General features: G+C 57.4%; 1 protein-coding gene. It reads left to right on the forward strand.

What is annotated here, in order from left to right; genetic code table 11:
• Positions 1-23 precede the first annotated feature (23 nt).
• Positions 24-647, forward strand: coding sequence for a hypothetical protein (locus PMI29_RS0130525; protein WP_443216471.1), 624 nt, complete (start codon positions 24-26; stop codon positions 645-647).
• Positions 648-1,094: the final 447 nt, after the last annotated feature.

Here is a 1,094-nt window from a genome sequence, read left to right on the forward strand (position 1 = left end):
GTGACAACGACGATGACCATGGTATGGCCGGGAACAGAGGTCCGGGCAAAGCGCATGACAACGACGATGACAATGACGCGGATAACGCCGCAGATGCAGCCAGGGAAGCCGCAGAAGACGCCGGGGAAGCTGCCAGGGAAGCTGCAGAAAACGTAGGGGACGCTGCCAGGGAAGCTGCAGAAGACGCCAGGGACGCTGCCAGGGAGGCCGCAGAAGCGAGGGATGCTGCCAGAAACGACGCAGATGAGGCCAGGGACGCTGCCAGAAACGATGCAGATGCAGCCCGGGATGCTGCAAAAGCTGCTGCAGATGCAGCCAGAGATGCTGCCAGGGCTGAGGCGGATGCAGCCCGAGCCGCTGCCAGAGCTGCTGGCGATCCGGGCGCAGATGCAGCCAGAGATGCTGCCAGGGCTGCTGCAGATGCGGCCAGAGATGCTGCCAGGGCCGCTGCAGATGCAGCCAGGGATGTCGCCAAGGCAGACGCAGATGCAGCCAGAGATGCTGCCAAGGCAGCTGCAAATGCGGCCAGGAACGCAGCCAAAGTAGAAGCGAATGAAGCCAGAGAGGCTGCCAAAGTAGAGGCGAATGAAGCCAGAGAGGATGTGGCCGATGCCCCGGATGTCGACGTGGTTGAGGTACAGCACTAAGCCCGCACGTCGTGCAATGAACTCGGCAGGCATGCCCGAAGAAAACGTCCCGGGAGCTTGAGGGACGTATCGGCTATGAGTCGCAAACCCTGAATAGTCGCGGGGTTTGCGACTTTTTTTGAAATCTGCCGCACGGTCCGAAACACCGGCGAGGATGGCAGTAGTGGGGACGGAGCTGGACGGGGGATGTTTTGTACGGACCCCGGAAGTTTTCATGGTGGCAACCCGGGTGCTTTGGTAAGGAAGAAGAATTTTCAGGTGGGGGTTGACCACGTATTTTAATGCTGTACTATTCGCCTCCCGCTAACGAGCAGCTTGATGTTGTTCTTGGCTTAAGTAGTTGATTTTGTTGAAAAATCAGAAACTTTTAAGGTTGCAATTTGAAAAGGTGTGCTGTAAGATGCGCTCCTCGGTTGAGACGAAAGATCTTAACCAACCGCTCTTTAA

The organism is Pseudomonas sp. GM49 (assembly GCF_000282355.1).
Classification (GTDB): domain Bacteria; phylum Pseudomonadota; class Gammaproteobacteria; order Pseudomonadales; family Pseudomonadaceae; genus Aquipseudomonas.

Bases quoted from the DNA above. Each gene is read 5' to 3' on its own strand.
- PMI29_RS0130525 (WP_443216471.1), top strand. From the start codon at position 24: ATGGCCGGGAACAGAGGTCCGGGCAAAGCGCATGACAACGACGATGAC.